This is a genomic window from Paenibacillus sp. B01 (assembly GCF_009649995.1).
In the GTDB taxonomy this organism is placed as follows: domain Bacteria; phylum Bacillota; class Bacilli; order Paenibacillales; family Paenibacillaceae; genus Paenibacillus_O; species Paenibacillus_O pasadenensis.
This window is the reverse complement of record NZ_CP045802.1, coordinates 2,598,445-2,623,909: the sequence shown is the minus strand read 5'-3', so window position 1 is coordinate 2,623,909 and position 25,465 is coordinate 2,598,445. Positions and strand designations below refer to the sequence as shown.

Sequence of the window (25,465 nt, the reverse complement as noted above, 5' to 3'; positions counted from 1 at the left end):
TGCCGCCGCTTGGACCGGACGCCGCCGACGGATCAGCTCTTGACCGTATACCCCAGCTGCTCAAGCGCATCGAGCGCCTGGTCGAGATCCCCTTGGGTGCGGAAGCTGAGGCGCAGCACGCCGGGAACATCCATCCGGCTCTCGATAATCTGCAGATTGCTCAGGTTGATCCGGCGGTTGCCGAGCTCCGTCGCGATCTTGCCGATGATGCCGGGATGATCGGGCACGTCCATGTAGCATTCGTAAATGGACTGGAGCACGCCCTTGCGGCGCTCCGGCAGGCTGCTGCGGAATGCTCCCGCGGCGCGGAACGCATCGCTGATCGCCTCGCCGTCCTGCTTGCGCAGGATGTCCGCGAGCCGTTCCAGCTCTTCTCCCCACTCCTGCAGCAGCCGCAGCACGACGCTGCGGTTTGCCAGCAGAATATCCCGCCAGACGACCGGATCGCTTGAGGCGATGCGCGTGATGTCGCGGAAGCCCCCGGCCGCCAGCATCGCGTAAGCCTCGTTGGACTCGTTGTAGCGGCGCACCTGGTTGACGAGGCCGGCCGCGATCAGATGCGGCAGATGGCTGATCGCTCCGACGATCTCGTCATGCTCCGAAGGATTCATATGGACGATTTTGGCACGGGTGTGGCCGAGCAGCTCCGTCAGCCGCTCGACCGCATCGGCCGGCGTGCCGGCCTCCGGGGTGAGCACGTAATAGGCGTTCTCGAACAGGATCGGGCTGGCCGCCTCCACCCCGGCGCGCTCGGACCCGGCCATCGGGTGGCCGCCGATGAACACGGCGCCATGCCAGTCGATGGCGGAGACGGCTTCGGCGACGCCGGACTTCGTGCTGCCGACGTCCGTGACGACGCAGCCCGGCTGCAGCGGCATGAGGCTGATGCGGCGAGCGTAATCGGCGAGCATGCCGACCGGCACGCACAGGAAGATGAAGTGCGCCCCCCGCACCGCATCCTCGAGCGAGGTCGTAGCCTCGTCTACGACGCCCAGCTTGACATACTTGTCGGCCGACTCTTGACGATAGGAATAACCCGTTACGTGCAGGCCGGGCTGTCCTTTGAAGCACAAGGCGAGCGAGCCTCCGATGAGGCCCGCTCCGATAATGGCGATTTTGGTCATCGATTTACTGTTGCACCGTCGCTTCCTTCAGCACTTCCTCCAAGGCGGCGACAAACTTGACGTTGTCGTCCGCCGTGCCGATCGATACGCGCAAGCGGTTCGGATACTTGGACCATCCGGCGCGCGTAATGAAGCCGCGGCGCAGCAGCCGGTCGAACGCCTCGCGGGACGGCATGCCGACGTCGACGAGGACGAAGTTGGCCTGCGTCGGGAAGTAGGCCAGCCCGAGCCGGTCGAACTCGCTCTGAAGGTAGTCGCGCTGGCGGAGATTGTTCTCGCGGCAGCTGTCGACGAACGCCTGGTCGGACAGGGCGGCCTTGGCCGCGGCCTGCGACACGCGCGCCGTATTGAACGGCTCGCGCACGAGGTTGATCGCATGGATGACGTCCGGATGGGCGATGCCGTAGCCGATCCGCAGCGCGGCGAGTCCGTAGATCTTGGAGAACGTGCGCAGCGAGACGAGGTTCGGATAGCGCTCCAGCAGCCGGATGCTGTCCGGATAGTCCGGATCGTCGACGAAGTGGCAGTACGCCTCGTCAAGCACGCAGAGCACGGACGCCGGCAGCGCGTCGAGGAAGGAGACGAGCTCCCGCTCGCTCACGATCGTGCCGGTCGGATTGTTCGGCGAGCAGATCCAGACGATCTTGGTGCGGTCGGTGACCGCGGCCAGCATCGCCGGCAGATCCTGCTTGCCGTCCACGAGCGGCACCTCGACGATGACGGCGTTCTCGACGACCGCGTTGTGCCGGTACTGCGAGAACGTCAGATCGGCCATGACCGTCTCGTCTCCCGGCTCGAGGAACGAACGAGCGAGCATGAGGATGATCTCGTCGGCGCCGTTGCCCCAGATCAGCTGCTCCGGCTGAACGCCGAGATGGGCGGCGGTCGCCGCCGTCAGCTCGACGCTTGCCCCGTCCGGGTAGATGTTGCTGTTTTCGATCTCGGTCAGGATCGCCTGCTTGGCCAGCGGCGAGCTGCCGTAAGGGTTCTCGTTGGAGGCCAGCTTGATGACCTCGCTGAGGCCGAGCTCTCTCTTGACGTCGTCCACCGGCTTGCCCGGCTGGTAGACGGGCAGATCCACGATATGGCGTTTCGTATTCATGGTTCACCTCATAAAAAAGTAAAGTCCGCTTCCCGCGTCATGCCCTCTATTGTCTCACAGTTTCCGGGAAGTTGGAAGCACTTTAAAGCGGTGCACCAAGTCAGCCGCGCAGGGAGGCGACGAAGCGGCCGATCTGCGCGATTCCGTCGCGGTACGTCGACGGCTCGGCAAGCAGCGGCAGCGCCTCTTCGACCTGCCGCACGATCGCGCTCCCGACGATGACGCCGTCGGCATGGCGGCTCATCCGCTCGACCTGGTCGCGGCTGCTGATGCCGAAGCCGACCGCGATCGGCACCGGCGCCGCCTCGCGCACCGACTGCAAAAATTCCTCGATGCCGCTGTGGAATTCGCTGCGCATGCCCGTCACGCCGAGCGAGCTGACGCAGTAGACGAACCCTTGCGCGCTTGCGGCGATCCGCTGCACGCGCGCCTTGGACGTCGGCGCGACAAGCGGAATGAGGTGGATGCCGGCCTCGGCGGCCATTTCCCGCACCTCTCCGTCCTCCTCGATCGGCAGGTCCGGGATGATGAGGCCGCTGATGCCCTTGTCATGGAGGAGCGTGAAGAACCGCTCCAGCCCGTACTGCAGGATCGGGTTGAAATAGCTGAACAGGATGAACGGCATGCGGCAGCCGGCTTCCCGGGCGCGCTCAGCCACCAGGACGCAGCCCTCGAGCGTCACCGGTCCGCGCAGCGCTCGCTCCGATGCCTGCTGAATGACCGGTCCGTCGGCCAGCGGGTCGGAATAGGGAACGCCCAGCTCGACCATGTCGGCGCCGCTGCGCTCCAGCTCGAGCACGATGTCGACCGTCGCGTCCAGGCTCGGATCGCCCGTCGTGACGAACGGAATGAGCGCCGCGCGGCCCTCGGCCTTCAGCGCCGCGAACACTTCGTCAATGCGATTCATTCGGCTTCCCCCCCAGATATCCCATGATGGCTTCTACGTCCTTGTCGCCGCGGCCCGACAGCGAGACGACGATCGTCTTGTCCTTGGGCAGCGTCGGGGCGAGCTTCATGACCTGCGCGATCGCGTGGGCCGACTCCAGCGCCGGGATGATGCCTTCCGTGCGGCTCAGCAGCTGCAGCGCTTCGAGCGCTTCCGCGTCCGTGACCGGAACGTACTCCGCCCGTCCGGAATCCTTGAGGTAGGAGTGCTCCGGTCCGATGCCCGGATAGTCGAGTCCGGCGGAAATCGAGTGGGCCGGCAGCACCTGGCCGCTGTCGTCCTGCAGCACGTAGCTGAGCGAGCCTTGGAACACGCCATGCCGTCCGAGCGTCATCGTCGCCGCATGCTCGTCGGTGTCGACGCCGCGTCCCGCCGCCTCGACGCCGATCAGCTGGACCGATTCGTCGCCGACGAACGGATAGAAGATACCCATCGCGTTGCTGCCCCCTCCGACAGCGGCGACGACGTAATCCGGCAGCCGCCCTTCGTCCCGCAGGACCTGCTCGCGCGCCTCGTCGCCGATGATGCGCTGGAAGTCGCGCACCATCATCGGATATGGATGCGGACCGGTGACGGAGCCGAGGATGTAGTAGGTGTCGTCGACATGGCTCACCCAGTAGCGGAGCGTCTCGTTGCAGGCGTCCTTGAGCGTGCGCGTGCCCGACAGCACCGGCACGACCTCGGCGCCGAGCAGCTGCATGCGGAATACGTTGAGCTGCTGGCGCTTCGTATCCTCCTCGCCCATGAACACCTTGCACTCGAGCCCGAGCAGCGCGGCGATCGTCGCCGATGCGACGCCATGCTGTCCGGCCCCCGTCTCGGCGATGATCTTCTTTTTGCCCATGCGCTTCGCCAGCACGCCTTGGCCGATCGTATTGTTGATCTTATGGGCGCCGGTATGGTTGAGGTCCTCTCGCTTGAGCAGGATCTTCGCGCCTCCGAGATGGCTCGTCAGCCGCTCGGCGTAGTAGAGCGAGGTCGGCCTTCCCGAATATTTATGGAGCAGATAGCGGACCTCTTCCTGGAAGCCGGGGTCCTTGGAGTAGTGCTTGTAGGCTTCCTCCAGCTCGAAGAGCGCGTTCATCAGCGTCTCGGGCACGTACCTCCCCCCGAACTTGCCGAAGCGTCCATTCTCATCAGGTACCTGATTCATCGCTGCTTCACCCTTTCCGTAAATGACCGGATCCGTTCCGGCGACTTCTGTCCATCCTGCTCCACTCCGCTCGAGACGTCAATTCCGTCCGGCGAGTAGCCGTCGATCAGCTCGCGCACATTGTCCGGATGCAGCCCGCCTGCCGCCAGCAGCGGCAAGCCGGCGGCGGCGGCGGCCTCCGCATAGCCGGGGATCATTTCCCAGTCGAACGTGCGGCCGGTGCCGCCCCCTGCCGTATCGAGCAGCAGGCCGCGGACGCCCGCGTCCGCATAACGCGCGACTTCCGCGGCGGCCGCCTCCGGGCCGGCGGCCAGCCGTCCCGCGTGCAGCGCCTTCCAGACGGGAAGCCCGGCGGCCTCCGCGGCGGCGAGGCATGCCTCCGGGCTCTCCGAGCCGTGCAGCTGCACGAGGTCGAGTCCCGCCTCCTTCGCCGCCTCGGCCAGCTCCGACGCCGGCGCGTTCACGAACACGCCGACAGCCAGCGGAGCGGGGCGTCCCGCTTCCTTCGCCGCGGCCTTCATCGCGGCGATGAGCCGCGCCGCCTCCGCCGCAGCGACCTGGCGCCGGCTCGGCGCGAACACGAAGCCGGCGTAATCGACCGGGAGCTGCCCGAGCAGCCTGGCGGTCGCCTCGTCCCGGATGCCGCAAATCTTGAGCAGCGGAGCGGATGAGCCCTGGCCCGGAGCGGCGCCGCAATCGCGCCCTGCAGGAGCGCTCATCGGACGCGCACCGGTCCGAGCAGCCGCTCGACCGCCTCGGCCGGATCCGGCTGGCGCATGAAGTGCTCGCCGACGAGCACGCCGGCCGCGCCGGCCGAGCGTACGTAGGCGACGTCCTCGGGAGCGGAGATCGAGCTCTCGCTGATGACCGGAAGCCCGGCCGGCACCATCCGCATCAGCCGCTCCGTCGTCTCCAGGCTCGTCTCGAACGTATGCAGGTTGCGGTTGTTGATGCCGACCAGCTTCGCGATGCCCGCGTCCAGCACGCCGTCCAGCTCGCGCTCGTCATGCACCTCGACGAGCACGTCCATGCCGAGCGACTCGGCGATCTCATGCAGCTCCTTGAGCCGCGGGCGGTCCAGGATGGCCGCGATGAGCAGCACGGCGTCCGCGCCGATGACGCGGGCCTCGTACACCTGGCGGTAGTCGATGAGGAAGTCCTTGCGCAGCAGCGGCAACGAGACGGCCGCGCGGATCGAGGCGAGGTATTCCGGCGCGCCCTGGAAGTAGTCGCGGTCGGTCAGCACGGAGATGCAGTCCGCTCCGGCCTGCTCGTACGTTTTGGCGAGCTCGACCGGATTGAAGTCGGCGCGGATCAGCCCTTTGGAAGGCGAGGCCTTCTTCACCTCCGCGATCAGGCCGACGTCGCGCCGGCGGCGCGCGGTGACGGCTCCGATGAAGCCGCGGCACGGCTCCATTCCGGAAATTTCTTTCTCATAGGCGGTAAGGCTGAAGCGGCTCGCCAGCGCTTCGACCTCGCTTTTTTTCGTATGGACGATGCGATCAAGAAACATGGGCCAGCTCTCCTGTCTTTTGGATCAATTGCTCCAGCTTGGCGCCGGCGGCGCCGCTGTCGATGGCATGGCGGGCGGCTTCCACGCCGCCGAGCAGCGTCACGGCCGCGCCGGCCGCATAGATGCAGGCTCCGGCGTTGAGCAGCACGATGTCGCGGTAGGCGCCGCGCTCGGAGCCGTCGAAGATGCGGCGGATGATGGCGGCGTTGTCTTCCGCAGATCCGCCCTGGATCGCCGACAGCGGCTGCCGGGCGATGCCCAGCTCCTCCGGCGTCAGGTCGTACGTGCGCACCTGGCCGTCCTCCCCGAGCTCCGATACGGTCGTAGCGGCGCTGATGCTGATCTCGTCGAGGCCGTCATGGCTGGATACGACGAGCGCCCGCTTCAGGCCGAGCGTGCCGAGCACGCTCGCGACCGTCTCGGTGCGGGAGCGGTCGTACAGTCCGAGCAGCTGCCGGTCGGCGCCGGCCGGGTTGGCGAGCGGACCAAGCATGTTGAAGATCGTGCGCACGCCGAGCTCCCGGCGCGGAGCCGCCGCATGGCGGAGGGACGGATGGTAGAGCTGCGCGAACAGGAAGCAGATGCCGATCTCCTGCAGGCACGCCGCCGCTTGACGCTCATCGAGCGAGATCGCCACGCCGAGCGCCTCGAGCACGTCCGCGCTGCCGGCCTTGCCGCTCATCGCGCGGTTGCCGTGCTTGGCGACCCGCACGCCGGACGCGGCTGCGATGATGGACGACGCCGTCGAAATGTTGAACTTGTGGATGCCGGAGCCTCCGGTGCCGCAAGTGTCGAGCAGCCCTTCCTGCGCCGTCTCCACGCGTCGCGAGAAGCCGCGCATCGTCTCGGCGAAGCCGGTGATCTCGTCGATCGTCTCGCCTTTCATCCGCAGCGCCGTCGCGACGCCGGCGATCTGCGCGGGCGTCGCCGCTCCGTCCATGATCAGGCGCATCACGTCTCCCGCTTCCGCTCGGGTCAGATGTCCCCCTCCGATCAGCTTGTCGAGCGCCGTCTGCATCGTCGTCGTACGAACCGCCTCCATCATGCCCGCTCCTCCTTTCCTGCCGGTACGAAATAATCGCTGTTGATCGCCGCGGCTCTGGCCGGCTCGCCGCCGCGCCGCGGGAATGCGGCCTCGGCCGTGCGGATCGCCTTGAGCATGCCCTTGGCCTTGTTGACCGTCTCCTCGTATTCCTTTTCCGGAACGGAGTCCCACACGACGCCTGCGCCGGCCTGCACGTACGCCTTGCCGTTCTTGAAGATGATCGTGCGGATCGTGATGCAGGTATCCATGCTCCGTCCGCTGAAGCCGAAGTAGCCGATCGCTCCCGCGTAAGCCCCCCGCGCCTCCGTCTCGAGCTCGGCGATAATCTCCATCGCCCGCAGCTTCGGCGCGCCCGACACGGTTCCGGCCGGCAGGCAGCTGATGAAGGCGTCGAAGAAATCCTTGTCCTCGCGCATCGTGCCCGTCACGTTGGAGACGATGTGCATGACATGGGAATAGCGCTCGATCTCCATGAACGAATCGCAGCGCACGCTTCCGAATTCGGCCACCCGGCCGATGTCGTTGCGTCCGAGATCGACGAGCATCAGATGCTCGGCGCGCTCCTTTTCGTCCGCGAGCAGGTCGGCCTCGAGCTCGCGGTCCTCCTCCTCGGTGCGGCCGCGCGGCCTCGTGCCGGCGATCGGCCTCGTCTCGACCTTGCCGTCGGACACTTTGACGAGAGCCTCGGGCGAAGTGCCGACGATGACCTCGTCGTCCATTTTCAAATAATACATGTACGGCGAAGGGTTGAGCGTCCTCAGGATCCGGTACACATGGAGCGGATCGACGTCGGTCTCGATATGGAACCGCTGGGACAGCACGACCTGGAAGATGTCGCCCGCGCGGATATAGTCCTTGGCTGCGTCGACGTTGGCGATGAACTGCTCCTTGGACAGGTTGGAGCGGATGTCGCCGAGATCCGGATCGTCGGGCAGCGGGCCCGCCGTCGCCAGCGGCGGCACCGGCTGGCGCAGCTTCTCGAGCGTGCGCTCGATCCGCTCGACCGTCGCCTCGTACGCCTGCTCGATCTCCCGGTCGGTCGCGGCGTCCGGCACATGCACGTTGCCGATGACGCCGATCTGCTGCTTGAAGTGGTCGAATACGATCATCGAGTCGCAGAACATGAACTGCAGGTCGTTCATCTGCAGGTCGTCATGGCGATGCTTCGGCAGGTTCTCGTAGTAGTGCAGCAGATCGTAGCCGAAAAAGCCGACGGCGCCGCCGCTGAAGGACGGGATGCCGGGAAGCTCCGGGCTGCGGTACGCCCGCAGATGGGCTTTCAGCAGCTCCAGCGGACGGCCCTCGTCCAGCTCGATCCGCTCCCCGCGCTTCTCCAGCACCATCCGGCCGTTCTTGCCGTAGAGCATCATGAACGGGTCCATGCCGATGAAGGAGTGGCGGGCCCATTTCGCTCCGCCCTCGACGCTCTCCAGCAGGAAAGCTCTTTTCTCGCGGGCGAAATGCTGGAACAGCCGGATCGGCGTCTCGGTGTCCGCCAGCAGGTAGCGCGCGATCGGGATCAGATTGTACCGTCCCGCGAGGCGGAGCACGGACTGCAGCTCTCGATTCATCTTCATCGTCTCCTTGGCATCAGATGGAAAGGACTTCATGCAAAAAGCTCCCGCCATAGGCGGGAGCTGGATAAGAGCGATGAAAAGAATAGGCTCGAAGAGCAGCCGCTGCATGCCATGCAAGCAATCCCTCCGTCAACGCCGCAAAGGCGATGCGAAGCAGGATCGTCTGCGCGACGCAGGCTCCTCCATCTCAGCTAAGCTCATCTCGACTCGTCTCTCTCAGGCTCCCCGCCACTCCAAGCCCTCTAACCGCCGGACATGATCGGGGACTGCCTGCTCCGCCCTCTACAGGCGATCGCGAAAATCATTATCCCCACTATACAGGGGACCTACCGAGCCGTCAACCCTTGGCGCCGCTCAGATCCGGACGGAGCACGCCGGCGCCGCGCAGGTAGACATGCTTGATCTCTTTTTGCGTCAGCTCCGTGTTGACGGTGACCATCAGCCGGATGCAGCGCTCCAGGCTGCCCTTGACCGGCACCTCGACGGCGCACATGAGCGGCACGAGGTCCCAGCCCTCGAGGCCGCGGATCGCCCGAGCCGGAAACGCCGCGTCCAGATCCGTCGTCACCGTGATGAGCACGCTGCAGATTTCTTCCGGGTCGACCCGGTTCTCCGCGACGATCGCCTGCAGCATCTCCGATGTCGCCTCCAGGATGTCCTGCTCCTCGTTGCGGTCTACCGTGATGGCGCCGCGAATTCCCCTCACGCTCATGGCCAGCTTGCCTCCCGTTTCAGCCGCTCGACGATGTCCCGGACCCACTGCTCGCGGATGTCGCTGCGAATCTCGACTTCTCCGATCGCGGTCGGCACGACGAACACCATTTTGCCTTCGCCGAATTTCTTGTCATGCATCATCGCTTCCATGATCCGGTCCGTATCGAAATGCTCCGGCAGCGAGACGGGCAGACCGGCCTTGCCGAGCGCCTCGCGGGTACGGAGATACACCTCTTGCGGCGCGCCGAGCTGCACGCCGAGCAGCGCCGAGCCGATCATGCCGATCGATATCGCTTCTCCGTGAAGAAGCTCTCCGTAGCCGGCCACCGCCTCGAGCGCATGGCCGATCGTATGGCCGAGATTGAGGATCGCGCGCAGGTCCTGCTCCGTCTCGTCCGCCGACACGACGGCCGCCTTGACCTCGCAGCCTTTGAACAGCGCGTAGCCGAGCGCTTCCGGATCGAGCGAGAGCAGCCGATCGGCGTGCCGGACGCACCAGTCGACAAAAGCGGCGTCGCGAATGAGGCCGTGCTTGACGACCTCCGCCAGCCCCGCGCTCACCTCGCGCCGCGGCAGCGTCTTCAGCGTGTCGAGATCGTACAGCACGAGCGCCGGCTGGTGAAATGCGCCGATGATGTTTTTGGCCATCGGATGGTTCACCGCCACCTTGCCGCCGACGCTGCTGTCATGGGCAAGGATCGTCGTCGGCATCTGCACGAACCGGATGCCGCGCATGTAGGATGCGGCCGCATAACCGGCCAGGTCGCCGACGACGCCGCCGCCGAGCGCGACGATCGCGGACTTGCGGTCAAGCCCTTCCTCGAGCGCCCTCGTCATGATCTCCTCGAAGCGGGCGAGCGACTTGGACGACTCGCCGGCCGGCACGACGCAGGAAGCGGCGCGGAAGCCGGCCGACCGCAGCTGCTCCAGCAGCGGCTCCAAATACAGGGGAGCGACCGAATCGTCGCTGACGACGAGCAGCGGAGACTTGACGCTCAGGCCGGCTTCAAGCAGCTCCTGCCCCGCCTGGCCGAGCAGGCCCTCCCCGATCCGGATCGGATAGGACCGCTCGCCGAGATCCACTCTGAGCTCGCGCATGTCAGTAGCCTCTGACTTGCTCGAGGTAGCCGTCGTAGTTGCGGCGGATCTCCTCCATCGAGTCCCCGCCGAACTTCTCCAGGAACGCCTTCGCCACTTCCCAGGCGACGACATGCTCCATCACGACGCTGGCCGCCGGAACGGCGCAGCTGTCGGAGCGCTCGACCTGCGCCGTGAACGGCTCGCGCGTGTCGATGTCGACGCTCGCAAGCGGCTTGTACAGCGTCGGAATCGGCTTCATGACGCCGCGCACGACGATCGGCTCGCCGGTCGTCATCCCGCCTTCGAAGCCGCCGGCGTTGTTGGAGGCGCGGTGGTAGCCCCGCTCCTCGCTGTATAAGATCGGATCATGCACCTGGGAGCCGCGCAGGATGCCCGCCTCGAAGCCGATGCCGATCTCGCAGCCCTTGAAGGCGTTGATGCTGACGACGGCTCCGGCGATGCGGGAATCGAGCTTGCGGTCCCACTGCACATGGGAGCCGAGGCCGACCGGAACGCCTTCGACGACGCATTCGACGATGCCGCCGATGGAGTCTCCGTCCGCCTTGATCTGGTCGATGTACGCCTCCATCCTGGCTTCGGTCTCTTTGTCCACGACGCGGACCGAGGACTCCTCGGTCAGACGCGCGAGCTCGTCGGCCGGCAGCTGGTTGGGCGGAGCCTCGATGTCTCCGATGCGGATGACCTGGCCGGCGACCTTGATGCCGAAGGCGGCCAGCAGCTGCCGGGCCATCGCGCCTACGGCGACGCGCGCCGCCGTCTCGCGGGCGCTGGAGCGCTCCAGCACGTTGCGCAGATCCTTGAGGTCGTACTTGAGCCCGCCGTTGAGGTCGGCGTGGCCGGGCCGAGGACGATGCACGCGCCGCTTGGCCTCGTCTCCGCCCTCGATCGGCTCGATGTTCATGACCGAGGTCCAATGCTTCCAGTCGTTGTTGGCGACCACGATCGCGACCGGAGCCCCTGTCGTCCGCCCGTGGCGCACGCCGCCGACGATCTGCGCCGTATCCTTCTCGATCTGCATGCGGCGTCCGCGGCCATAGCCCTTCTGGCGGCGATGCAGCTGGAAGTTCAGCTCCTCGAAGTCAAGCTGCAGGTTGCTCGGAAGCCCCTCGATAAGGGCCGTCAGCTGGGGGCCGTGCGTCTCTCCCGCTGTCAAATAACGTAAACTCATGCCAGATCTTCCCCCTCGTATTCAGGCCCGGTTTATCCGATCGCTTTACCACAGCGACGCTTTTAAGAACTCAAGCGCCATGCTGCGGAAAGGAGGACCGGCACCGCTCCGGCGGGGGATGCATCCCTCGCCGGTCGGCGCCCGGCCCTGCTCGGCTCAAGGCCGTCCGTCCCGGTTTCTTTGCCCATTATAGTATATGGCGCGTCCGTTTGACAAGAAAGCAAGCCCGGCCGTTGGAGGGGCCGGGCTTGCGGGCGCTCAGGCTTTGCGCCGATAGAAGAACGTTTCCGCCGACTCCAGCCCGTAGTCGCCCGGAGAGAAGATCTGCTCCGTGCTGCCGACGAACAGGATGCCGCCCGGACGAAGCGCTTCGGCGAACTTGCGGTAGAGGAGCGTCTTAGCCTCCTCGGTGAAATAAATCATGACGTTGCGGCAGATGATGAGATCATAAGGCCCGTCGAAGCGGTCGTCCAGCAGATTGTGCTGGCGGAAGCGGATGATGCGGCGCAGCTCCGGACGCACCGCGAAGCCGCCGGGAATCGCCTTGAAATGCTTGTCCAACAGCGGCTTCGGCACGTCCTTGACGGAACGGGAATGGTACTCGCCCGCCTCCGCCTTGGCGAGCACGCCTCGATCGAGATCGGTCGCCGTAATCTCGGAGCGGGCGGAGGCGCCGAGCTCCTCCAGCAGGATCGAGAGCGTATAGGGCTCCTCCCCGGTCGAGCAGGCGGCGCTCCAGCAGCGCAGGCGCGGGTTGTCCCGCAGCAGCTCCGGCAGGAAGCGGCTGCCCAGCACTTCCCAGCGGCCCGGGTTGCGCCAGAATTCGGAGACGTTGATCGTCATCCGGTCGAGGAATTCGTCCATCAGCTCGGGCGAGCGGCTGAGCGCCTGCCAGTAGGCGTCGAAGGTGGAGAAGCCGTGGCGGAGGCGCAGCGTCGTCAGCCTGCGCTTCATCTGGTTCTCCTTGTATTGCGACAGGTCGATGCGGGTATGGGCGCGAATCTGCTCGACGAAGCGGAGGAAATCGGGATCCGCCCCCGCCGCAGCGGGATCAGATCCAGCGGGCGATAGTCCGGTCATAGCTTACGATCTCCTCCGGTGCGAACCAAAGTGCGATCTCCCTCTCGGCATTTTCGGCGGAATCGGAACCGTGCACGAGGTTGAGGTTCGTATGTATGGCAAAGTCCGAGCGGATCGTGCCGGGCGCCGCCTCGACGGCGTCGGTCTTGCCGATCATCGCGCGCGTCAGGGCGATCGCGTTGTCCGCTTCCCACACCATCGCGAATACGGGACCCGCGGTGATGAACACGATCAGCTTGTCGTAAAAAGGCTTGCCCTTATGCTCGCCGTAGTGGGTTTCCGCGAGCTCCTGGCTCACCATCATGAATTTCGCGGCCGCGAGCTGCAGCCCTTTTTTTTCGAAGCGGGACATGATCTCGCCGATCAGCCCTCTCTGTACGCCATCCGGCTTGACCATGATCAGCGTTCTTTCCATGCGCTTCCCTCCTGGATCGATGCGGCTGCCGACCTTCCTTGCCGCGGGCGGCGAGGCGTCAATAGCTGCGTTTGTTGATGAAATGGGCGATGTCGATCAAATTCTTCTTCGCCGGAAGATCCGGAAGTCCTGCCAGCGCGGACAAAGCTTTTGCCGTAAATGTCTCCGCCATCCGCTCCGCCGTCGCGACGCCGCGGCTGCCGCGGATGAGCTGGATCGCCGCATGCGTGTCGGCGCGCCCGTCGCTTTCGCGGATCGACCGGATCTCCTGCAGCAGCGGCGTCCTGCGCTCCTCCTCCTGGAGGGCCAGCAGCACCGGCAGCGTGATGTTCCCTTGGCGGATGTCCGAGCCCGGCGGCTTGCCGATCTGCTTCTCGGTGCCGAGCAGGTCGAGCAGGTCGTCGCGAATCTGGAACGCCATGCCGGTATTGTAGCCGAACCGGTAGAGCAGGCTGCTCGTCCTGCGGTCCGCTCCCGCCGCGACCGCGCCCATCTCGCAGCTGATGGCGATGAGCAGGGCGGTCTTGCGGCGGATCCGCCTCAGATAGTTGCGCACTGACTGCTCGGTATGGAAGAAGTCGCGCACCTGCTCCATCTCGCCGATGCACATCTGCACCATCGCCCGCGCCAGGATGCGATGCAGCTCCGGCTCGCGGGCCTGCGTCATCAACCCGAGAGCCTTGGCGTAGATGAAGTCTCCGGTGTACATGGCGATGCGGTTGTCCCACTTCGCGCCGACCGTCGGCTGGCCTCTCCGGGTGCGGGCGTTGTCGATGACGTCGTCATGGACGAGGCTCGCGCTGTGGATCAGCTCCAGCGAGACGGCCACGCGCTGCAGCTCCTCCAGCCGGTATTCGCCGAAGCGTCCGGCGAGCAGGACGAACACCGGGCGGATGCGCTTGCCGCCCGCCTGCAGCAGATGCAGGGACGACTCGCCGAGCAGGCTGTCGTCGTCGGCCACGGCCGCTTCGAGCTGGCGCTCGATGCCGCTCAGCTCGCCTTTCATTTTGGCATACAGGTCTAGCAGTTTCATTCGTTCACCTGCCTGTCGATAATTGCGGATCGATGAATGCGAGCGACGCCGGCTCGCCGATAAGTCCGAGCTGATGCGCGTAGCGGTAATACAGCTCCAGGCCCTCGCGCAGCTCCGGACCGAAGTCGTAGCGGATCGCGCTGAAGTATTCCCGCCAATAGGCGGGGGAGCCGCCGATCAGCGCGGCCGCCCGCTGGACGAGCGGCTCGGGATCGGCGACGCTCCGGCGACGGCTGTCGAGCAGGTCGCGATGCAGATGGAGCACTTCTTCCGGACGGGAGGCGAGCGCGTCCCGCCGGGCAGCTACGACGGCATAGGTCATGCCGAGGCCCGTCCACTCATGCCACTCCTGGCCGAGGTCCATGACCTCCAGCCCATGATCGGTCCAGCTGGCGCGGATGGCGCTGTCTCCGATGAGCAGCGCCGCGTCGTTTTCCTCGAGCATCGCTTCGAGATCCGGCTGCATGACCGTGTACTCGGGATTCCCGTCGTACCGGAGCGCGAGGATGATCTTGAGCAGGTTGATCGTCGTCGCCGACGTGTCGGTCAGCGCGATCTTCCCTCTCAGCGCTTCGCGCAGCGGCTTTTTGAGGAACAGCAGGAGCGAGCGCACGCGCCCTACCGTCCCGACGGACAGCCCCGGCAGCAGCGCGTAGCTTTGCGGATCCATGCCGTAAATAAACGAGGAGACGGCCGATACGGCGAGCTTCCCCTCCTGCAGCATGCGGTTCAGTCCCGACGGAACGCGGCGCACGATGCGGTAGTCCTCGGTCTCGTCGGGCACGTAATGGAACAGCGGCCAAGTATTCGTGTAGTCGATTCTGCCGACATCGATCGGTCTGCTGTCAGGCACGCCCATCATCTCCCCAGCGGCGGAACAAGTCATGCTCGAACCCCATCAGATCCAGCAGCTTGCCTACCAGAAAATCGATCAGGTCCTCCATCGAGCGAGGCCCGTAGTAAAAAGCCGGCATCGCCGGCACGATCGAGACGCCGAGGCGCGACAGCTTGAGCATGTTCTCCAGATGGATCGCATGCAGCGGCGTCTCGCGGGGAACGAGCAGCAGCCGTCTCCCCTCCTTGAGCATCACGTCCGCCGCGCGGGTCATCAGATTGTCCGACGAGCCGTGCGCGACGGCCGACAGCGTTCCCATCGAGCACGGCACGATGACCATGCCCTGCATGCGGTACGAGCCGCTGGCGATGTTCGCGCCGATGTCGCCGCTCGGATACAGCCGCAGCCGGCCGTCGTCGGCCGCCTCGCCGAACGCGCGGCGGATCGAGTCCTGCCGCCGCGCGGCGTCCCAGCCGAGCTCCTCCTTGAGCACCCGCCAGCCGGCGTCGCTGATGACGAGGCCGACCTCGCAGCCGGCCTTCAGCAGCTCCTCGATCAGGCGGACGCCGTAGATCGCTCCGCTCGCTCCGGTGATGCCGACTGCCCAGCGCGTAGGGCGGGCCCCCGCCACAGCGCTCATGCCCAAGCCCTCAGCACGATCAGGTCAAGCAGCGTGAAGGCGAGCATCGTGATGCTGAGCCAGCCGTTCATCGTGAAGAAGGCGGTCTGCAGCCGGCTCATGTCGCTGGGCCCGAGGATGAGATGCTCGTAGAACAGGATGCCGATCGACAGGGCGACGCCGGCCAGATAGATCCAGCTCAGGTCCGTCATGAAGAACAGCGCGACGAAGCAGGCGGCCGTGACGAGATGGAACGCCTTGGCCAGTTGCAGCGAGCGGACGACGCCGAAGCGCGCCGGGATGGAATAGACCTTTTCCTTGCGGTCGAAGTCGATGTCCTGCAGCGCGTAGATCGTATCGAAGCCGGCGAGCCAAAAGACGATGCCGATGTAGAATACCCATGCCGCCGGCTCGAACGAGCCGGTGACGGCGACCCAGCCGCCGAGCGGCGCGAGGCCGATCGTCAGGCCAAGGATGATGTGGCACAGCCACGTGAAGCGCTTGGCGTACGAATAGATGACGAGGAAGAATACGGCGATCGGCATCAGCTTCACGCAGATCGGATCGAGCCGGGACGCCGCCCAGAAGAACAGGACGAACGAAAGCACGACGAAAAGCACAACCTCGCCGGTCTTCAGCAGCCCGGCTGGCAGTGCCCTTTTTTCGGTCCGCGGATTTTTGAGGTCGATCGCCTTGTCGATCAGGCGGTTGAGTCCCATGGCCGCGCTGCGCGCTCCGAACATCGCCAGCGTGATCCAGCCCGCCTCGGCCCAGCCCGGCAGGCGTCCTTCCATCGTGACGGAGCCGAGCAGCATGCCGATATAGGCGAAAGGCAAGGCGAAGATCGTATGCTCGAACTTGATCATTTCCAAAAAAATGCGTACTTTGCGAATCATCTTCCGTCCGTCCCCTTCGTCCCGATATGAAGCGCCGCGATGCCGCCCGTAAGCGGATCGGCGCTGACCGATTCCAAGCCGGTCCGGCGGAAGATGTCCGCCAGCTCCTGTCGGCCCGGGAACGACTGAAGCGATTCCGGCAGCCATTTGTACTGCTCGTACGACTTGGCCACCAGCTTGCCGACACAGGGCAGAAGATGCTCGAAGTAGAAATAGTAGAGGCCTTTGAACGGCTGCCAGGTCGGCTTGGACAGCTCGAGGCAGACGACCTTGCCGCCCGGCTTGACGACGCGCTTCATCTCCCGCAGCACCTGCTCCAGATCCGGCACGTTGCGCAGGCCGAAGCCGATCGTGGCGAAGTCGAAGCTGTCGTCCGGGTATGGGAGCTGCATCGCGTTGCCCTGCACGAGCGTGATCTGGCCGCCGAGGCGCTCCTGGTCGACCTTGCGCTGGCCGACCTCGAGCATCGCCGGGCTGAAGTCCAGCCCGACGACCCGGCCGGTGCCGCTCGCCTTGGCGATGGACAGCGTCCAGTCGCAGGTGCCGCAGCACAGGTCGATCGCCGTATCGCCGGGTCGGACCGCCATCTTGCGCATCGTGAATTTCCGCCAAGCCTTATGCTGGCGGAAGCTGAGCAGATCGTTCATCATGTCGTACTTCGGCGCGATCTTCTGGAACACCGAATGGACATGGGATTCCTTGGAGCTTGAGTTCATCTGCGTTGTCACCTCGACTCGCCTGCCGTTCCAGCCGCGGCTGCGGCAGCCGGAGCGAGCAGCGCATGGACGATGGCTGCCGCCTCCTCGGCTAGCGCCGCCGGAACGATGTCGGACGCGAGCCGCCCGAACCGGGCCGCGCTCTCGCCGAGCTTGTCCGCCAATAAGGCGGTCAGGCCGTATTTTTCAATCCATATGCCCGGGTCGCCCTCGCCCGCCTGCTCCAGCAGCCGGCGGTCGCGCTGCTCGCCGTGCTCCAGCACATGCCACCAGCCCCAGCTGCACGCGAACGCGGCAGCGCCTGCGAGCGCCCGCTTCTCCTCCAGGAGCGTCTCCAGCTGCGCGAGCGCGTCCACGAGCCTCGCCCATGCCGGGCGGAGCCGCTCGTCCAGCAAGGACGAATAGCTGTGGAGCAGCACGCCGCGGATGCGGGATTGGCGCTCCACGTATTCCTCCGCCCCGATCCGTCCCCGCTTCATGAGCAGGTAAAGCTCGGTCTTGAGGCGGTTGGACTCGCAGATCGCCTCGCTCAGCCTGCGGATCGTCTCGATCCGCCCGGCGCCGGCAAGCAGCTGGTAGAACCGGCTGCTGAAATAATCTCCGGCAAGGACGCGCAGCTGCCGCTGGCGCATCTGGCGCATGCCGCGGTCGCCGGATTCCGTGTCGACCCGGTCATGGGTGTCGAGACCGAGCTGCACGAGCGAGGATGCGAGCGCATGCAGCTCCTGCGGCTCTCCGTCCGCTCCATGCTTCAGGAAGCAGCTGAGCAGCCGGGCCCGCGCATCGGGAAACGGAGGCAGATCGGCGAAGCGCTCGATCATGTCATGCTTCGTGTACTTGCCGGCTAAATCGGGTATTCGGTAATCTGTCATGAGGGAAGCCTCCGAACCTGACGGCGAATCTTGGGCCGTTCCATAATCTAAATTAGTATACCACAAATGACAGGGAGCCGTACAAACGGCCGCCTCCGCTCAGCGAGCGGGGCGGTCGGCGTCGAAATAGACGAGTCGGAGGCGCGATTGCCACAAACGGTCGCCGCGCAGCGAGATTCCGCTCCAGTCGGCCAGCTCCCGCTCGCCGATCCAGGCGTCCGTGCGGCGCAGGTCGGCCGCCGCGGAAAGGCCGCCGCGCTCCGACTGCAGCCGCGCCAGCAGCCTCGTCACATTGGAGCTGCGGACGAAGCAGAGCTCGGCAAGCCCGCGCAGATCGTCCCGCCAGCGGATGTCGCCGAGCTCCCCCTGCTCCGCCCGCAGGTCGACGCGAAGCACGCTGCCGCTCCATTCGACTCGCTCGAGCCGGCTTCCGAGCCCCAGCGACTGCAGGCTGTCGACCAGATTGGACTGGCCGAGCGCCGCCGGCAGCTCCGTCCGGAACGCCGGCCGGTCGGGCTCCCCCGATCGCCCGGGGCCGATCGGCAGCAGCGCGAGCAGCAGCATCGCTCCCGCCGCGGCCGCGGCCGCGGCCATCCGCATCCATCCTCCCGCTCTCATCGTCCGCGCCTCCCTCCCGGCGGCCTGCCGGACGGCAGGCTGTCCGCCTCTCTTCTAGCCAGTATACGGGAGGGACAGCCGTTTCATGATCGATCCGCGGGGCGGACAAAAGAAAAAGCAGGCTTGCGCCTGCAGCTTGCTGCCAGGCTTACGCCTGCAGCTTGCTGCCAGGCTTACGCCTGCAGCCTGATGCCAGGCTTACGCCTGCAGCCTGATGCCAGGCTTACGCCTGCAGCTAATCCCCCGAGTCCACCGTGCCGTAGCGGGTCATGATCGTCGCCCGTCCCCGGATCTTGATGGCGGAGGTGTGGTCGGTGAACTGCGCCAGCAGCACCTCGCCCTTGTCGAGCTTCTCCGTATGATGAAAGCGCGTATCCGTGCCGCGCGTAAGTCCGATGACCTGCACGCCTTGATCCTTCGCTTTGATGACGATGTATTCTCCATGCAGCTGATCCATCATGCATGCTCCTTTCCGCAGGGGGATGCCCTCTAGAAAAAACTGCTCTCCCGATCGGCGTCAGGAAAGCAGCTGCTCGTTATGTATGGTCGGAGTAACAGGATTTGAACCTGCGACCTCACCCACCCCAAGGGTGCGCGCTACCGGGCTGCGCCATACCCCGATGTCACAAGCCGTGACAAGGAAGAGTCTACCTGAAGGGCGGAGAGGTTGTCAATAACAAAAAACGTCCGAATGCGGTCATTCGGACGGCGGAGCGGTTCAGTTGGAAACCAGATCCTTGAGCGATTTGCCAGGCTTGAACGCCGGCGTCTTGCTGGCGGGAATGTCGATCTCCTCGCCCGTTTGCGGATTCCGTCCCTTGCGGGCTTGGCGTTCGCGCACCTCGAAGTTGCCGAAGCCGACGAGCTGCACCTTGTCGCCCGATTGAAGGGCATCGGAGATGGCTTCGAACACGGCGTCGACCGCTTTCGTCGCATCCTTCTTGGAAAGCTCCGCGACCTCGGATACTTTGTTGATCAGATCGGTCTTGTTCAATGATCTCACCTCCTGTAGTTTCTCACCTTATCACATGGTTTTGCCTTTTCCTGCAAAAATATACCTGCTCAGGCGGAACAAACTTATACTAATACAGCCGCAAGCGGAATACAAGGGTATTTTTGGGCGGTACGAAAGCCCTCTCCGCCCTGCTGCGGCGCGGCATTCACGCCTTGCGGCGGTTCAGGTGGATGAACGTGATGGCAAGCGCGAGCACGAGCACTCCGCCTTTGATGAAGTCGTTGGAATAGTAAGGCACGTTCATCATCGTCAGCCCGTTGAGCAGCACGCCGATGAGCACCGCTCCGAAAAAGGTGCCGATGATGTTGGGCCGTCCCGCGCCGAGCACCGAGTAGCCGACGAACACGGCCGCGACCGCCTCCATCAGGATCGGAGCGCCGGCGCCGGACTGCCCGCTGCCCGTGCGCGCGGCGAACAGCAGGCCGCCGACTGCCGCGAACAGGCCGGACAGAACGTACGCCGTCGTGCGGATGCGGCGGACGCGCACGCCCGAGAGGCGAGCCGCCTCCTCATTGCCTCCGGTCATCTCCATCTGGCGCCCCATGCGCGTATAGGTGAAGAACACGAATACCAGCACGAACGCGACGATCATGAGCGCGACCGGCACCGGCACGCCGAGCAGCTCGCCCTGTCCGAGCCAGAGGAAGGCCGGGGAAATCGTGCCCGGAGCGGAGGAGCCGTCCGGCATGATCATGTTGCTGTAGATCGAGTTTCCTTTGGTGAAGATCTGCTGCAGGCCCGATACGACATACATGATCGCGAGCGTCGCCAGCAGATCGGGGATGCGGATGAGCACGATCAGCAGCGAGTTGACGAGACCGACGGCCGCGCCGATCGCCAGCGAGCCGATGATGACGACCGCGAGCGGCATTTCGTACCAGACCATGAGCGCGGTCGAGAACGCGATGACCATCGAGACGGTCGAGCCGACCGACAGGTCGAAGCCGTCGACCGACAGCGAGAAGGTGACGCCGATGGCGACGAACGCCGTGATCGAGATGGACCTCAGGATCGAGGCCAGATTGTCGTAGGTGAAGAAATGCTCGTCCCAGAGCGAGAAGAACAGGATGACCAGCCCGATGACGATCAACGAGCCGTATTTGAAGATGAAATCGGTCAGCTTGGCATTGGCTCTCATGAGGTCCCTCCCCTTCCTCCGCTGGCGTGGATGAGAAGCTCCTCCTGCGAGGCTTCTCCGCGCCCGAATTCGCGCACGATGGCGCCGTCGTACATGACCAGGATGCGGTCGGCGATGCCGATCGCCTCCTGGAATTCGCAGGTCAGGTACAGCACCGCCTTGCCTTGCTGGGCGAGCGTCCCGATGACCTGGAAAATATCCCGTTTGGCGCCGATATCGACGCCTTTTGTCGGCTCGTCGAACAGATAGACCGAGGCGCCGGTCGGAATCCATTTGCCGATGCTGACCTTCTGCTGGTTGCCTCCGCTGAGCGTGGAGACGGACTGGCCGTAGCCGGACGTCTTGATGCCGAGCCGGGCGATCAGGCCGTCCGCGCTTCGCTGCTCCCGCCGGCGCGACAGCAATCCGCCGCGCAGCAGCTTGCCGAGCGTCGGCAGCGTCAGGTTGCGCAGCACGGTGTCGCTGGCTATGATGCCCTGGCGCCGGCGCTCCTCCGGCACGAGCGCGATGCCGCCGCGCACCGCATCGGCCGGCTGCGCCGTCCGCACCGGCTTGCCCGCGACGCGCACCTCGCCGCCGCTGGAGGCGTCCGCTCCGAAAATCGCGCGCGACAGCTCCGTCTTGCCGGCGCCGACAAGGCCGACGACGGCCGTAATCTCGCCGCTGCGCACGTTCAGGTCGACGCCTTTGACGCGGCTGCCGCTGCGCAGTCCGCTCACCTCCAGCAGCATCTCCCCGATGTCGGCATCCAGCTTCGGATATTCGTCCTCGAAGCGGCGGCCGAGCATGGCGAGCGCGACATCGTCCGCGTTCGTCTCCGCTGCCGGCTTGGTCCAGATGCGGCGCCCGTCGCGCATGACCGTCACGCGGCTGCACAAGCGGAACACCTCCGGCAGCCGATGCGTGATGAAGACGATGCCGATGCCTTCCGCCCGCAGCGCCTCCATGACGCGGAACAGCCGCTCGGCCTCCTCCAGGCTGAGCGGCGCCGTCGGCTCGTCGAGCACGACGAAGCGCGCCTGCTCCGTCAGCAGCCGGGCGATCAGCACGAGCTGCTTCTCAGCGAGCGTCAGCTCGCCCGCGCGCTTGTGCAGCGGAATGTCCGCCCCAAGGCGGCGAAGCGTCTCGGCCGCCTCCAGATGGAGCGATTTCCAGTCGACCCAAAAGCCGGCTCCGGCGGCCGAATGCCGGTCCAGCATGATGTTCTCCGCGACGCTCAGTCCCGGCACAAGCGCGGTGTCCACCTCCTGGTAGACGCAGTGGATGCCGAGCTCCTTGGCCGCTTTGGGACTGTCGATGCGGACGGCGGCGCCGTCCAGCTCGATGACGCCACGGTCCGACGCATAGGCTCCGGAAAGGATCTTGATGAGCGTGCTCTTGCCGGCGCCGTTCGCTCCGAGCAGCGCGTGGATTTCGCCGCCGGCCAGCTCAAGATCGACGCCGTGCAGCGCCGGCACGCCGGAGAACGACTTGGCGATGCCCGACAGCCTCAGCCGTGAAGGCCGATTGTCCATTTCTTTCCCCTTCCTTTCCTGCCGCAGGCGGAAAAGCAGCGAAAGGCGGCCGGCGGCCGCCTTCCCCTTTTGCCTGCGAACGGACGTTTACTTGTCCGAGCGGCCCATCCACTCGGCAATGCCCTGCTCGCTCTTGCCCCAGCCCTCGACGTATTCGCCGAGCTCGGTCGTGTTGATCTTCTTGTCCTTCGGCAGCGCGTCGCGCGTCACCATGACGGCCTGCAGGACGACCTTGTCGTCGGTCGGGTCGCCGTGCAGCTTCTGGTACAGGTAGCGGGCCTGCACGCGTCCGATATCCTTCGGATCGACGGCGATCGAGGCGACCCACGGGGAGTTCTCGTCCTGGATCAGCTGCAGGTCCTCGTCGCTCATGTCGATGCCGTACACCTTGATCTCGTTGCGGCCGGCTTGCTGGATGGCGCGCGTCGCCCCTTTGGCGAACTCGTCCCACGACGCCCACACCGCCGAGATGTCGCCTTTGTTCGGATATTGCTTGAGGATCGCTTCCATTTGGTTCTGCGTGTCGAGCGCCGGCTTGTCCGCCGTGCCGAAATGCGCGATCTCCTTGATGTCCGGATTGGCGTCCATGAACGCCTTATAGGAAATCTGACGGCGCTCCATCGGAGCGAAGCCGGCCACCCATACCTTGACGATATTGCCTTTGCCGCCGATATCCTCTTTCATCTTTTCGAGCAGCTGCTTGGCCATCTCCTCGTCGCTCTGCTGCAGCACCGTCACGCCGGGAACGGTCAGGTTGGCGTCGAATGCCACGACCGGAATGCCCTTGTCGACCGCCTTCTTCACGCCGGCCTCGAGCGCCTCGGCCGTGCCGTGGTCGGTCAGGATGCCGTCGAAGCCGCCGTTGACCGCCGCATCGAGCTGAGAAGACATGTTCGCCAGGTTGTTGCCGGCGGCCTGCACCTGCAGCGTGCCGCCGAGGCTTTCGACCTGCTCCTTCACGCCCGCGACGTACTGAGCCGAGAACGCGCCTTCGTTGAACTGCATGATCAGCGCGATCTTTTTGCCCTTGAGATCGTCATTGCCCTCGCCGAGCGTCGCCAGAATCGCATTGGACGGCTTGACCGCGCCCTCGCCTTCGTTCGCCGGCGCGCCGCCGTTCCCTCCGTTGCCGCCTTTGCTTCCGCATGCCGCCGTCGCCAGCATCGCTGCCGCCGCTGCGACCAGCATCGTTTTTCTGCCCCACTTCATCTCTCTTCTTCTCCTCCTGCACGACCGCGCCGCCACTGGCGGCAAGCCAAGTATTGACCTCATCATAGCATGTTTACCAAGCAAGTCAATCGGAATTTACATCTTTTATGTCGAAAAACATCGAATAAAAGAGCTATGAATAATTATAGAACGGGACGGTCGAGATGCAAGCCCTTTTTTATGAAGCGGTTTCGATTTTCTAGTCGATCATAATAGGAATTATCTATAGATTTATAGATATATCACGAATCTCATCTCCCCGTAAATAGAAGAAGCCGAATGTCGGCTGACATTCGGCTGTTGAAGATGCTGCATATTTATGCGAATCAGAGAATAATCGCGATCAACCCGCCCGAGCCTTCGTTGATGATGCGGCCGAGCGTCTCCTGCAGCTTGTAGCGGGCGTTGTCCGGCATCATGGCGATCTTGCCCTGGATGCCTTCGCGTACGATCGAGTGGAGCGAGCGGCCGAACATGTCGGAATCCCACACCTTGATCGGATCGTTCTCGAAGTCCTGCATCAGATAGCGCACGAGCTCCTCGCTCTGCTTTTCCGTGCCGATGATCGGCGCGAACTCCGACTCGACGTCGACCCGGATCATGTGGATCGACGGCGCGGTCGCCTTCAGCCTCACGCCGAAGCGGGAGCCTTGGCGGATGAGCTCAGGCTCGTCGAGCTGCATCTCGGCCAGCGTCGGAGCGGCGATGCCGTAGCCCGTCGTCTTAACCATTTCCAGCGCCTCGGCGAACCGGTCGTACTCGCGCTTGGCATGGGTGAAGTCCTGCATGAGCTGGAGCAGATGATCCTTGCCGCGGATCTCGACGCCTACGACCTCCATCAGGATCTGGTCGTACAGCTCGTCAGGCGCGTACAGGTCGATCTCGGCCACGCCTTGGCCCATGTTCATATCGCTCAGTCCGGCGCGCGAGATGAAGTCGTATTCCATGAACTGGGCGACCACGCGGTCCACGTCGCGCAGCCTCCGGATGTCCTGGACCGTATCGCGCACCGAGTTCTCGTAGTTGCTGCGGAGCCAGTGGTTCTCGCTGAGCACCATGACCCAGCTCGGCAGGTTGACGTTCACTTCATGCACCGGGAATTCGTAGAGCACCTCACGCAGGACGGAGGTCACTTCCTCCTCGCCCATGCTGGCCGCGCTCAGCGTCATGACCGGGATGTCGTATTTCGCCTGCAGCTCGCCGCGCAGCTGGAGCGCCTCGTCGCTTTTCGGCCGCGTCGAGTTGATGATCAGCACGAACGGCTTGCCGACTTCCTTGAGCTCCGCGATGACGCGCTCTTCCGACTCCACGTACGAGCTGCGGGGGATCTCGGCGATCGTGCCGTCGGTCGTCACGACGACGCCGAGCGTGGAATGCTCCTGGATGACCTTGCGCGTGCCGATCTCGGCCGCTTCCTGGAACGGGATCGGCTCCTCGAACCAAGGCGTCGTGATCATGCGCGGGCCGTTCTCGTCCTCGTAGCCTTTGGCGCCGTCCACCGCGTAGCCGACGCAGTCGACCAGCCGCACGTTCACCTCGAGCCCTTCGGCCACATGGATGCGGACCGCCTGGTTCGGCACGAACTTCGGCTCCGTCGTCATGATCGTCTTGCCTGCCGCGCTTTGGGGCAGCTCATCCACGGCGCGCACGCGGTCGACCTCGCTCGTGATGTTCGGGAGTACGGTCGTTTCCATGAATCGCTTGATGAAGGTCGATTTGCCGGTCCGGACCGCGCCGACGACGCCGAGGTAGATGTCCCCGCCGGTCCGTTCGGCGATGTCCTTGAAAATATCCACTTTTTCCACTTTCAGATCCCCTCCCAATCGATTATCCGGTTCGTCGCCTTCCACCGGTCAAGAGGGCAGGCAAGCGACGCAACTCGTACATGCTGTGGACTAGTAATAGCATATTGTCCATCCTTCCGGATTATGACGGTTGCGCCAACCAATCTTGCATCCCGATCCGGACCGACCCGACCTTTCAAGAATGTATGATATGCCCCGGCCGAATCGAAAAGAACCTCCCTCCTGCAGGATGCCCGGGCATCCTGCAAGAGAGAGGT

26 protein-coding genes and 1 tRNA gene are annotated in these 25,465 nt (G+C 64.8%); all 27 read right to left on the bottom strand.

Translation table 11 applies throughout. From position 1 onward, the window contains the following. Positions 1-32: 32 nt before the first annotated feature. Positions 33-1,124: a prephenate dehydrogenase gene (locus GE073_RS11345; RefSeq protein WP_028599760.1), complete on the bottom strand. Its 1,092-nt coding sequence runs from the start codon at positions 1,122-1,124 to the stop codon at positions 33-35. Positions 1,125-1,128: 4 nt separating this feature from the next. Beyond that, complete coding sequence (hisC, locus tag GE073_RS11340; protein ID WP_028599761.1) at positions 1,129-2,226, bottom strand: histidinol-phosphate transaminase; 1,098 nt, start codon at positions 2,224-2,226, stop codon at positions 1,129-1,131. A gap of 100 nt (positions 2,227-2,326) precedes the next feature. Then, complete coding sequence (gene trpA / locus GE073_RS11335) at positions 2,327-3,133, bottom strand: tryptophan synthase subunit alpha (protein WP_028599762.1); 807 nt, start codon at positions 3,131-3,133, stop codon at positions 2,327-2,329. Further along, on the bottom strand, positions 3,120-4,325 hold the full coding sequence (gene trpB / locus GE073_RS11330; protein WP_028599763.1) for a tryptophan synthase subunit beta: 1,206 nt from the start codon (positions 4,323-4,325) through the stop codon (positions 3,120-3,122). The genes trpA and trpB overlap by 14 nt, the downstream gene beginning before the upstream one ends. After that, the gene (locus tag GE073_RS11325; RefSeq protein ID WP_052333424.1) at positions 4,322-5,044 is read right to left on the bottom strand and encodes a phosphoribosylanthranilate isomerase; all 723 of its coding nucleotides are present in this window, start codon (positions 5,042-5,044) and stop codon (positions 4,322-4,324) included. Before GE073_RS11325 ends, trpB begins: the two co-directional genes overlap by 4 nt. Further along, positions 5,041-5,838, bottom strand: coding sequence for an indole-3-glycerol phosphate synthase TrpC (gene trpC, locus GE073_RS11320; RefSeq protein ID WP_101809046.1), 798 nt, complete (start codon positions 5,836-5,838; stop codon positions 5,041-5,043). Before trpC ends, GE073_RS11325 begins: the two co-directional genes overlap by 4 nt. Next, the gene (trpD, locus tag GE073_RS11315; RefSeq protein ID WP_373864111.1) at positions 5,828-6,883 is read right to left on the bottom strand and encodes an anthranilate phosphoribosyltransferase; all 1,056 of its coding nucleotides are present in this window, start codon (positions 6,881-6,883) and stop codon (positions 5,828-5,830) included. Before trpD ends, trpC begins: the two co-directional genes overlap by 11 nt. Further along, positions 6,880-8,454 carry an anthranilate synthase component I gene (trpE, locus tag GE073_RS11310; RefSeq protein WP_101809045.1) on the bottom strand — a complete coding sequence of 525 codons (1,575 nt, stop codon included), beginning with the start codon at positions 8,452-8,454 and terminating at the stop codon, positions 6,880-6,882. The genes trpD and trpE overlap by 4 nt, the downstream gene beginning before the upstream one ends. A 343-nt stretch (positions 8,455-8,797) precedes the next feature. Beyond that, a complete protein-coding gene (gene aroH, locus GE073_RS11305; RefSeq protein ID WP_028599768.1) occupies positions 8,798-9,172 on the bottom strand; it encodes a chorismate mutase in 375 nt (124 codons plus the stop codon). After that, on the bottom strand, positions 9,169-10,272 hold the full coding sequence (aroB, locus tag GE073_RS11300; RefSeq protein WP_101809044.1) for a 3-dehydroquinate synthase: 1,104 nt from the start codon (positions 10,270-10,272) through the stop codon (positions 9,169-9,171). Before aroB ends, aroH begins: the two co-directional genes overlap by 4 nt. A 1-nt stretch (position 10,273) precedes the next feature. Beyond that, positions 10,274-11,443, bottom strand: a complete 1,170-nt coding sequence (gene aroC, locus GE073_RS11295; protein WP_028599770.1) for a chorismate synthase — start codon at positions 11,441-11,443, stop codon at positions 10,274-10,276. Between the two features lie 258 nt (positions 11,444-11,701). Next, positions 11,702-12,523 (bottom strand): CheR family methyltransferase, encoded by an 822-nt coding sequence (locus GE073_RS11290; RefSeq protein WP_101809043.1) that lies wholly within the window; start codon positions 12,521-12,523, stop codon positions 11,702-11,704. Further along, complete coding sequence (gene ndk, locus GE073_RS11285) at positions 12,495-12,938, bottom strand: nucleoside-diphosphate kinase (RefSeq protein WP_028599771.1); 444 nt, start codon at positions 12,936-12,938, stop codon at positions 12,495-12,497. The genes GE073_RS11290 and ndk overlap by 29 nt, the downstream gene beginning before the upstream one ends. A 58-nt stretch (positions 12,939-12,996) precedes the next feature. After that, positions 12,997-13,971: a polyprenyl synthetase family protein gene (locus GE073_RS11280; RefSeq protein WP_028599772.1), complete on the bottom strand. Its 975-nt coding sequence runs from the start codon at positions 13,969-13,971 to the stop codon at positions 12,997-12,999. Between the two features lie 4 nt (positions 13,972-13,975). After that, positions 13,976-14,824: a menaquinone biosynthesis protein gene (locus GE073_RS11275; protein ID WP_228551438.1), complete on the bottom strand. Its 849-nt coding sequence runs from the start codon at positions 14,822-14,824 to the stop codon at positions 13,976-13,978. Next, positions 14,817-15,446: a UbiX family flavin prenyltransferase gene (locus GE073_RS11270; RefSeq protein ID WP_101809041.1), complete on the bottom strand. Its 630-nt coding sequence runs from the start codon at positions 15,444-15,446 to the stop codon at positions 14,817-14,819. Before GE073_RS11270 ends, GE073_RS11275 begins: the two co-directional genes overlap by 8 nt. Next, complete coding sequence (locus GE073_RS11265; RefSeq protein ID WP_101809040.1) at positions 15,443-16,321, bottom strand: UbiA-like polyprenyltransferase; 879 nt, start codon at positions 16,319-16,321, stop codon at positions 15,443-15,445. Before GE073_RS11265 ends, GE073_RS11270 begins: the two co-directional genes overlap by 4 nt. Further along, positions 16,318-17,037, bottom strand: a complete 720-nt coding sequence (locus tag GE073_RS11260) for a demethylmenaquinone methyltransferase (protein ID WP_101809039.1) — start codon at positions 17,035-17,037, stop codon at positions 16,318-16,320. Before GE073_RS11260 ends, GE073_RS11265 begins: the two co-directional genes overlap by 4 nt. Before the next feature lie 8 nt (positions 17,038-17,045). Then, entirely contained in the window at positions 17,046-17,909 is an 864-nt protein-coding gene (locus GE073_RS11255) for a heptaprenyl diphosphate synthase component 1 (protein WP_153783471.1), read from the bottom strand. Positions 17,910-18,008: 99 nt separating this feature from the next. Next, positions 18,009-18,527: a hypothetical protein gene (locus GE073_RS11250; protein ID WP_153783470.1), complete on the bottom strand. Its 519-nt coding sequence runs from the start codon at positions 18,525-18,527 to the stop codon at positions 18,009-18,011. A gap of 235 nt (positions 18,528-18,762) precedes the next feature. After that, the gene (mtrB, locus tag GE073_RS11245; RefSeq protein WP_028599778.1) at positions 18,763-18,984 is read right to left on the bottom strand and encodes a trp RNA-binding attenuation protein MtrB; all 222 of its coding nucleotides are present in this window, start codon (positions 18,982-18,984) and stop codon (positions 18,763-18,765) included. 86 nt (positions 18,985-19,070) lie between these two features. Beyond that, a tRNA-Pro gene (locus tag GE073_RS11240) sits at positions 19,071-19,147 on the bottom strand. 98 nt (positions 19,148-19,245) lie between these two features. After that, a complete protein-coding gene (locus GE073_RS11235) occupies positions 19,246-19,530 on the bottom strand; it encodes an HU family DNA-binding protein (protein ID WP_373864112.1) in 285 nt (94 codons plus the stop codon). A 157-nt stretch (positions 19,531-19,687) separates the two neighbouring features. Further along, positions 19,688-20,680 (bottom strand): ABC transporter permease, encoded by a 993-nt coding sequence (locus GE073_RS11230; protein WP_101809036.1) that lies wholly within the window; start codon positions 20,678-20,680, stop codon positions 19,688-19,690. Next, positions 20,677-22,194 (bottom strand): sugar ABC transporter ATP-binding protein, encoded by a 1,518-nt coding sequence (locus GE073_RS11225; protein WP_153783469.1) that lies wholly within the window; start codon positions 22,192-22,194, stop codon positions 20,677-20,679. Before GE073_RS11225 ends, GE073_RS11230 begins: the two co-directional genes overlap by 4 nt. A gap of 87 nt (positions 22,195-22,281) precedes the next feature. Then, positions 22,282-23,403 carry a sugar ABC transporter substrate-binding protein gene (locus tag GE073_RS11220; RefSeq protein WP_028599782.1) on the bottom strand — a complete coding sequence of 374 codons (1,122 nt, stop codon included), beginning with the start codon at positions 23,401-23,403 and terminating at the stop codon, positions 22,282-22,284. A 326-nt stretch (positions 23,404-23,729) separates the two neighbouring features. Beyond that, entirely contained in the window at positions 23,730-25,208 is a 1,479-nt protein-coding gene (spoIVA, locus tag GE073_RS11215; protein ID WP_028599783.1) for a stage IV sporulation protein A, read from the bottom strand. Between the last annotated feature and the right edge of the window lie 257 nt (positions 25,209-25,465).